Annotated in this window: 8 protein-coding genes; 3 read left to right on the plus strand and 5 right to left on the minus strand. The window is 61.7% G+C overall.

All coding sequences use genetic code 11. The annotated features are described in order from the left end of the window. The 4 genes from ACXJ7R_RS18325 to ACXJ7R_RS18340 form a co-directional block, all read right to left on the minus strand. A partial coding sequence (locus ACXJ7R_RS18325; protein WP_457153074.1) for an ABC transporter permease occupies nt 1-533 on the minus strand: 533 nt, incomplete at its 3' end. After that, on the minus strand, nt 526-1,446 hold the full coding sequence (locus tag ACXJ7R_RS18330) for an ABC transporter permease (RefSeq protein ID WP_457153075.1): 921 nt from the start codon (nt 1,444-1,446) through the stop codon (nt 526-528). The genes ACXJ7R_RS18330 and ACXJ7R_RS18325, both read right to left, overlap by 8 nt. A 4-nt stretch (nt 1,447-1,450) precedes the next feature. After that, complete coding sequence (locus tag ACXJ7R_RS18335) at nt 1,451-2,542, minus strand: ABC transporter ATP-binding protein (RefSeq protein WP_457153076.1); 1,092 nt, start codon at nt 2,540-2,542, stop codon at nt 1,451-1,453. 359 nt (nt 2,543-2,901) lie between these two features. Further along, complete coding sequence (locus tag ACXJ7R_RS18340) at nt 2,902-3,858, minus strand: NAD-dependent epimerase/dehydratase family protein (protein ID WP_457153077.1); 957 nt, start codon at nt 3,856-3,858, stop codon at nt 2,902-2,904. Nucleotides 3,859-4,524: 666 nt separating this feature from the next. Here ACXJ7R_RS18340 and ACXJ7R_RS18345 point away from each other — a divergent pair. Together ACXJ7R_RS18345 and ACXJ7R_RS18350 are read left to right on the plus strand one after the other, a co-directional pair. Then, the gene (locus ACXJ7R_RS18345) at nt 4,525-5,298 is read left to right on the plus strand and encodes an NAD kinase (protein ID WP_457153078.1); all 774 of its coding nucleotides are present in this window, start codon (nt 4,525-4,527) and stop codon (nt 5,296-5,298) included. Between the two features lie 194 nt (nt 5,299-5,492). Then, nucleotides 5,493-7,085, plus strand: coding sequence for a DEAD/DEAH box helicase (locus ACXJ7R_RS18350; RefSeq protein WP_457153079.1), 1,593 nt, complete (start codon nt 5,493-5,495; stop codon nt 7,083-7,085). A gap of 101 nt (nt 7,086-7,186) precedes the next feature. Here ACXJ7R_RS18350 and ACXJ7R_RS18355 read toward each other — a convergent pair whose 3' ends face one another. Then, nucleotides 7,187-8,080 carry a LysR family transcriptional regulator gene (locus ACXJ7R_RS18355; RefSeq protein WP_457153080.1) on the minus strand — a complete coding sequence of 298 codons (894 nt, stop codon included), beginning with the start codon at nt 8,078-8,080 and terminating at the stop codon, nt 7,187-7,189. Between the two features lie 119 nt (nt 8,081-8,199). Here ACXJ7R_RS18355 and ACXJ7R_RS18360 point away from each other — a divergent pair. Beyond that, nucleotides 8,200-8,529: NmrA family NAD(P)-binding protein (locus ACXJ7R_RS18360; RefSeq protein WP_457153081.1), on the plus strand; the 330-nt coding region annotated here is incomplete at its 3' end.

Consider the following 8,529-nt stretch of genomic DNA (forward strand, 5'->3'; position numbering starts at 1 on the left):
GTTGCGTAGAGATCGGCCGCCGCGGTCTCGAGCGCCAGGTCCATGCTTTCAAGCCGCGCCCGGATCGGCAGATAGGCGAACGGGATGCAGAAGGCGGTGTGCGCGGCGACGAGGTAGCCGAGCCCGGAATAACCGGTCCAGATCTTGATGCGCGAGAACACAATCAGCAGCGCCACCGCGGTGACGATCTCCGGCACCATCAGCGGCTGGTTGATGAAGGCGTATTTGAGGGTCAACCCCGGATATGGTTTGGTCCTGGTCGTCGCCAGCGCCGCCATCGTGGCGGTGATCGTCGCCAGCATGGCGGCGACAGCGGCGATCTGGAACGAGCGGATCGACGCCTCGATGACCAGCCCATTGTTCCAGGCGATGTGAAACCAGCGTAGCGAAAAGCCTTTCCAGATCACAATGGAATCATTGTCGTTGAATGCGTAGACCACGAGCGTGGCGATCGGCAGGTAAAGCAGGAAGAAACACAGCATTGCCACGCTGACGAAGCCGTTCTGCCGCCGGACGTCGAAGMGATTAGCCATGGGCGCCATCCGACCTGGTCGTGTTGCGGACATAGAACAGCAGCGCCACCATGACGATCGCCATCAAGGTGATCGAAAGCGCCGCACCAAGCGGCCAGTTTCTGCCCTGGCCAAACTGCAGCTCGATCAGGTTGCCGATCATCAGATTGGTGCCGCCGCCGAGCACCCTCGGCGTCACATAGGCGCCGAGCGAGGGGATGAAGACGAGGATCGAGCCGGCGACGATGCCCGGCGTGACCAGCGGGATGATGATGCGCCTCAAAACCTCGAACCGCGTCGCGTAGAGGTCGTAGCCCGCCTCGACAAGGCGGAAGTCGATCTTCTCCATGCTGGCGTATAGCGGCAGCACCATCAGCGGCAGGAACACGTAGACCATGCCGGCCAGGACGGCGAAATTGGTATACATGAGCTGCACAGGATGGTCAGTGATCCCAAGCAGCTGCAGCACCGAATTGATGATGCCGTCATTGCGCAGCACCTGTTGCATGGCGAAGGTGCGGATCAGAAGGTTGGTCCAGAACGGGATGGTGATCAGGAACAGCCAGATGTCGCGCCGGTGATCCGGCCGTGTGGCAATGAAATAGGCGGTGGGGAAGCCGAGGATCAGGGTCAGCACAGTGGTTGCCAGCGACAGCGACACCGAGCGCCAGAAGATCGACAGATAGGCGGTGGCCAACGACAGCGTGTCGTCGAACACGTCACGCTCGAACAGCACGCTCACCCAGGCATCGGTCGAGAACTGCCATTTCACATCGCCGTAATTGCCTGGCGTCAGGAAGGAATAGACGACCACGATCAGCAGCGGCCCAAGGGCCGCGACGAAGACGATCAGCAGCGCCGGGGTGGAAAGCAGCCAGCGTGACCTGATGTCGTCACGTTCGGCCTTTTCGGCTACCTCTATCGCGGTCGCCATGGCCCTAGTCCTTCAGCACTTGGGCAGCGTCGTCGCCGATCGATATGCCGACCTTGTCGCCGTTTTCGAAGCCGCAGCTGGCGCTGCGCGAGTTCTGCTGGCGCACCATGAAGACGTTGCCTTCATCCAGCCGGACATGGATGTGCGTGTCGGTGCCGAAATAGACGATGGTCTCGATCATGCCGGTCAGGTCGCCGCGGCCTTTGACGAGCTTGGCATGCTCAGGCCGGACCATCAGCGTTGCGTTGCCGCCGGCGCGGAAATCCGCGGCGGCGGTCGCGCAGATCTTCGCACCCGAGCGCAAGGCAATTCGCGCCCGGCCATCGCCTGCACTTTCGACCATGCCGGTCAGGAAGTTCGTCTCGCCGATGAAGTCGGCGACGAACCGTTCCGCCGGGTGGTCATAGACGTCCCAGGGCGTGCCGACCTGCAGGATGTTTCCCGCCGACATCACCGCGATGCGGTCCGACATCGTCAGCGCTTCCTCCTGGTCATGGGTGACGAAGATGAAGGTGATGCCGGTCTCGTGCTGCAGACGCTTCAGCTCGATCTGCATTTCCTTGCGCAGCTTGTAGTCGAGCGCCGACAAGGGTTCGTCGAGCAGCAGCACTTTCGGCTGCGGTGCGAGCGCTCTGGCGAGCGCCACACGCTGCTGCTGGCCGCCGGATATCTGGCTGGTTCGGCGATTTTTGAGCGCCTGCATGTGGACGAGCTTCAGCATCGCGTCGACACGCGCCTCTATCTCGGCCTTCGGCCTGCCCAGCATCTTCAGGCCAAAGCCGATGTTGTCGGCCACGGTCATGTGCGGAAACAGCGCATAGGACTGGAAGACGGTGTTGACCGGCCGCTTGAACGGCGGCAGCGGCGCGATGTCCTGGCCATAGAGCAGGATTTCGCCGTCAGTCGGATAGTCGAAGCCGGCGATCAGCCGCAGCAACGTCGTCTTTCCGCAGCCCGACGGGCCGAGCAGTGTGAAGAATTCATTTTCGCGGATCGCGACGGAGACGTTGTCGAGTGCTCTGACCTGGTCCTGACCGGTTCCCCGAAAGATCCTGGTGACGCCCTTCGCCTCAACGGCGGGCCGTATGGCTGTCAAGATATTCCCCTCTCCTCCGTGGTCATTCGCCGGCGCAAACCGGCTGACCAACTTGATCCTCACCGCTAGGGATAACTATGACTAAACATACAGTCAATATCTTTTTGCGACCACGAGCGGGGCATCAACCGTTGAAGATGCGGCCGATGCGTCGGTGAACCCATCATGATGTGCTCAGGACGAGGCCGTTGATGAATTGGGGGCAAGTCGTGGCGTGACCGCCGCGGCCTGCAGGGTTTGGATCAAGGTCATGCGCCTGTTTCTGGCGGCCGTGCTGCTGATGACCATGGCGCTCTTCTCCGCTGCGCGCGGCGAGGAGCGTATTGCGTTGGTTGTCGCCAATCCGGTCTATGAGGGCGTCACATCCTGGTCGCGGCGATCTGTTGGCGAAACCACTCGAACGTCCGCTCGATACCCCCCTGGTAGCCGGTTTTTGCTTCCCAACCAGGAAGGACATGCCTCGCCAAAGTCAGGTCCGGACATCGGTTGGTTGGATCCTGGGGAACCGGAGGCTGGTGCTCGATGCGGCTGCCGGGGACAAGCGAGCTGACGAACTCAGCGATGCGCAGAACCGAAACCTCTTGATTGTTGCCGATGTTCAGCGGACCGCGGTGCGAGATGCTGTCGCGCCAGAAGAAACGTTCCAGTCCCTCGACGATGTCGTCGACATAACCCCAGCTGCGCGATTGGGACCCGTCGCCGTAAACCGTCAGGACCCCTGTCGTCAGAGCCTGGATGACAAAGTTCGAAATGGCGCGGCCGTCGTCCATCCGTGTTCGCGGCCCATAGGTGTTGAAAATCCTGACGACACGAACATCAAGCCCGCTGACCCGCTGCTGCTCGAACAGCAATGCCTCGGTGCAGCGCTTGCTCTCATCATAGGCGGCCCTGGGACCTGTGCAGTCCACCGATCCCCTGTAACTTTCGGATTGCGGGGAAACCTGGGGATCGCCGTAAATCTCCGAGGTCGAGGCAAAGCAGAAACGACCGCCGGGCTTGAGCAGCGTCAGAAGATTGAGCGCACCACCTATGTTGGCCTTTATCGTGCGTATCGGCTCGCGCATGTACCAAATCGGCGAAGCGGGCGACGCGAGATGGATGATCTCGTCAAAGCGCTGACTGGATGAAAAGCTTTCGGCGTCGGCAACCTGGAGGCTGAAACGCGGGTCGGTGACATGCGCAATGTTGTCTCGCGTGCCGGTCCATAGATTGTCGACGACGACCAGTCTTTCCAGATCGCTTCGCCGCAGCAGACGGTCGATCAGATGTGAGCCCAAGAAACCRCAGCCACCTGAAACCAACACGCTGCGCGACATGGAAAATTCCCGCTCCAGACACCCGGCCAGTCAACGCGCCGCAGGGCTTGTTTCCCAAGAACATCGAATAGCTGGCTACCGCCACCGACCCAAAGTTCATCCGCCAATCAAGGTTCTCATCTACGTCGCGAAGGGCCGCAGGCGCAACGAGCAAGCTTTGTCGCACGCCATCGACGCGCGCGGGCCACCGGCCTCGGCTCAGGGAGAAACAACAAAATGTCTTCGGGAGTTACAGCGCCCGTTGCGGGCATGGCGTTCCGGCTGCGTCGCCGCAGCGCGACGCCGTGGGCTGAGGCCGAAAGCTCATCTCTTCGGACTGGCGCACCAGTGCGGCGAAGACAAGAGCGAAACTTCCCAGCATCAGGAAGACGATGATAAGGCGTGCTACCGGCAATATGTCGGCCTCGACTGGCTAGGCCCCCGCCACCATCCACTGTCGGCTACCATGACCGATGCGGCTTTACGATAGTTTAACCTTCGTCTTAACCATCACATTCGCGTTGCCTTTGACATGATGCGCGAACGGCAGATCTGCATTTCGCCGTTTTGCGATCGCCTGCCGGCCGGAACAACGGCTCTCTTTGCAGACGTACCCTGCCCATGCTACCCCGGCGCTGGCGCGGCCCCGGTAACCGGCTGCCGCCAATCGGTCGTCATCGGGGAGCCATGAGCCAAACCGCCAGCCGCATCGCCTTCGTCTCGTCCGACACCGTTGACGCCAAGACGGCGCTGGAAAGCCTGTCGGCGCGCTATGGACAATCCTCCATCGAGGATGCCGGGATCGTCGTCGCCCTTGGCGGCGACGGCTTCCTGCTGCAGACCCTTCGCGACACGATGGGGACGGGCAAGAAGGTCTACGGCATGAACCGTGGCACCATCGGTTTCCTGATGAACGAATATCGCTCCGGTGGACTTACCGAGCGTCTCGCGGCCGCCGTCGCCGAAACGATCCGCCCGCTGGAGATGCTGGCGGAGACCTCGGAAGGCGAAACGGTTTCGRCGCTGGCGATCAACGAGGTGGCGCTTTGGCGCCAATCCTATCAGACGGCCAAGATCCGCATCACCGTCGACGAGCAGGTACGGCTCGAGGAACTGAGTTGCGACGGAGTGATGATCGCGACGCCTGCCGGGTCCACCGCCTACAATCTTTCCGCGCATGGGCCGATCCTGCCGCTAGACGCGCCGCTGCTGGCACTGACCCCGGYCAGCCCGTTTCGCCCGCGCCGCTGGCGCGGCGCGCTGCTCTCCAACAAGGCGACCGTGCGCTTCGACATCCTCGAGCCGGAAAAGCGGCCGGTGAACGCCGCCGCCGACCATACCGAGGTCAAGGCGGTGACCTCGGTCACGGTGCGGGAATCACCAACCGCGACGGCAACGTTGCTGTTCGATCCCAATCATTCCTGGAACGAACGCATTCTCGCCGAGCAGTTCCGCTATTGAGCTAGCGCAGTGATCAACGCCTCGATTAAGCATCGCGATTAAGGTTACAACTTCACAATCGTGCCATTCCCGCCCGTTTCTGTTGACAAATCGTGGGCTTGCGCCTAATCGCAATACCAATCTTGCAGGCGCGTGGCGCTTGCCGCGACACACATGCTGTTGCGCTTCCCCGAACCAGCCAAAGACAACAACACTTGTCCTCAGACACCACGACCGCTCCAGAAGCGTTGACCTTTTCAGACCTAGGCCTGTCGCCGAAGGTCCTTTCCGCAGTCACCGATGCCGGCTACACCCAGCCGACGCCGATCCAGGCCGGCGCCATCCCGCACGCGCTTCTCGGCAAGGACGTGCTGGGCATCGCCCAGACCGGCACCGGCAAGACGGCATCCTTCGTGCTGCCCATGCTCACAAGGCTGGAAAAGGGGCGCGCCCGCGCCCGCATGCCGCGCACCCTCATTCTCGAGCCGACGCGTGAACTCGCGGCTCAGGTCGAGGAAAACTTCGTCAAATACGGCAAGAACCACAAGCTCAACATCGCGCTGTTGATCGGCGGCGTCTCGTTCGACGAACAGGACAAGAAGCTGGAGCGCGGGGCCGACGTGCTGATCGCCACGCCCGGCCGCCTGCTCGACCACCGCGAGCGTGGCAAGCTGTTGCTCAACGGCGTCGAGATCCTCGTCATCGACGAAGCGGACCGGATGCTCGACATGGGCTTCATCCCCGACATCGAGCGCATCTGCGAGATGATCCCGTTCACCAGGCAGACGCTGTTCTTCTCGGCGACGATGCCGCCGGAAATCACCAAGCTCACGGAGAAATTCCTGCACGCGCCAGTGCGCGTCGAGGTCTCGAAGGCTGCGTCGGCCGCCACCAACATCATCCAGCGCCTGGTCAAATCCGGCTCCAAGCCGTGGGACAAGCGCGAGACGCTGCGCAACCTGATCAAGGCCGAGGACGCGGAGCTGAAGAACGCCATCATCTTCTGCAACCGAAAGGTCGAGGTGTCGGAGCTGTTCCGCTCGCTGCTGAAGTATGATTTCGATGCCGGCGCGCTGCATGGCGACATGGACCAGCGTGCGCGCATGCAGATGCTGGCCAATTTCCGCGATGGCAAGCTGCGCTATCTCGTCGCTTCCGACGTCGCCGCACGTGGCCTCGACATCCCCGACGTCAGCCACGTCTTCAACTACGACGTGCCGATCCATGCCGAAGACTACGTCCATCGTATCGGCCGCACCGGCCGCGCCGGGCGCTCGGGCAAATCCTTCACCATCGCGACCAAGTCGGACACCAAGTATATCGACGCCATCGAGCGGCTGATCGGCAACAAGATCGAGTGGCATGATGGCGACCTGTCGACAGTGGTCGCCAGCGAAGGCGGCGAGGACGATGCTCCGCGCCGTGGCAAAGGGGCGCCGCGCCGTGCAGGTCGCAAGGACGACGATCGCAAGGACAGGGGCGAGCGCAAGAGGGGCGGCGAACGCCGCTCCAAACACAGCGAGGAAGACGCCCCGGCCGTCATTGCGCAGCAGGACGAACAGCCTGACGTGGCAGAGACCGCGGTCGCCGACATCGGCGAACGGCGTGCGCGCAAGGAAGCGATCCRCTCGGAAAACACCGAGCGCAAATCATCCGATCGCAACGAACCGCGCGCTCCGGAACGTGGCGACACCAGGCCGCAGCGCGACAGCAACCGCCCAGCCCGCCACCGCCAGGAAGACAACGACGCCACTGTCGGCTTCGGCGACGACATGCCGGCCTTCATGCGGATCGTCGCCAAGGTCTGATCCCCAAGAGCCGCGCGTCCCTAGGATGCGCGGCAACCGCAAAACCGGCTCGATCTGCCCGGTCGCTCCTGACCTGGGAACCTTAAAACAGCCCGTCGATGCTACAGGCCTTTGAGTTCCAGGCGGGATGCCAATAAATCCAGAAACGCGCGAACCTTGGCCGAAGATGACCGGCCTTCCTGCCACAAGGCATGGATCGGCACCAACGCCGGCTCGAATTCCATCAAAACCAGCTCGACCCGACCATCGTCCACCAGATGTCTTATCTGCCAAAGCGGCGAGAAGCCCAAACCCAGTCCGTGGACTGCGGCGGCATAGACCGAGGTCATCAGATTGGAGCGAAAGGCGCCCGAGACCTTCACGGCCCGGGGTTTCCCGTCGACCTGAAACGTCCATTCACCTGGGCGCTCGTTGACGGTTCTAACGATGCAACTGTGCTCACTCAGTTCGAAGGGATGGGTCGGCCGGCCGCACCGCGCAAAATAGGAAGGCGCGCCGAACACAACGCGCCGCAACGCTCCCAGGCGTTTGGCTTTCAAGCTGGAATTCGGCAAGTCGCCGATGCGGATTGCCAGATCGAGACCTTCAGCACCAAGATCGGCAAATCCATCGGAAAGTTGAAGATCGACCTCGACCCGGGGAAACGTCCGCATGTATTCGGCGATGACAGGCATCAGGACGTTCGGCCCAAACAGAACCGGCGCCCCGATGCGCAGGACGCCCGATGGTTCCGATCGTTGATTGATCGCTTGAAGACTTGCGTCGTTTATCTCGTCGACCGCGGGCTTGATCCGGTTGAAAAAGGCTGCCCCGACTTCACTCGGTGTCGAGCGACGCGTTGTTCTGTGGACCAACTCGACGCCGACTGATTCCTCCAATGCCGCCAAGGATCGGCTGACCGACTGCAGCGAGCGGTTCAGCCGGCGCGCGGCAGCCGTCAGACTTCCATGCTCGATGATCGCGATGAAAGCCTCGAAATCGTCTATCCGGCTCATGTATTCTCCCGGTGATCGATATAATCTATCACAAAATCGGACAATTGTAACGCCGTTTGCGACATCGTACCTCTCTGCAAGTTGTCCCACGAGGACAGGCTTGATGGAAGGGAGTTGTCATGCAAGCACCCAATCCAACCGTACTGGTTGTTGGCGCCAGCGGCCGATTTGCCGGATTGGTCGTGCCCGAACTTGTGCGCCGCAATGCCACGGTTCGCGCGCTCGTCCATGATCCGGCGAACGCCGAGAAGGCCCGAATGCTAGGGGCATCCGAGGTCGCCACTGGCGATTTACGCAATCGCCGGAGCCTCGAAAGCGCTGTCGAGGGCGTTGCCGGTGTCTTCCATATTGGACCGGCCTTTGCCCCCGATGAAGCCGCCATGGGGGTTGCCATGGTTGAAGCCGCTGCGCAGGCGGGCGTTCAGAAATTCGTCTTCTCGTCGGTGATC

Source organism: Mesorhizobium sp. P5_C1, from assembly GCF_054049815.1.

Excerpts from the sequence above, each read along its gene's own strand:
- ACXJ7R_RS18330 (WP_457153075.1), bottom strand. The coding sequence starts at position 1,446 with ATGGCGACCGCGATAGAGGTAGCCGAAAAGGCCGAACGTGACGACATC.
- ACXJ7R_RS18355 (WP_457153080.1), bottom strand. The coding sequence starts at position 8,080 with ATGAGCCGGATAGACGATTTCGAGGCTTTCATCGCGATCATCGAGCAT.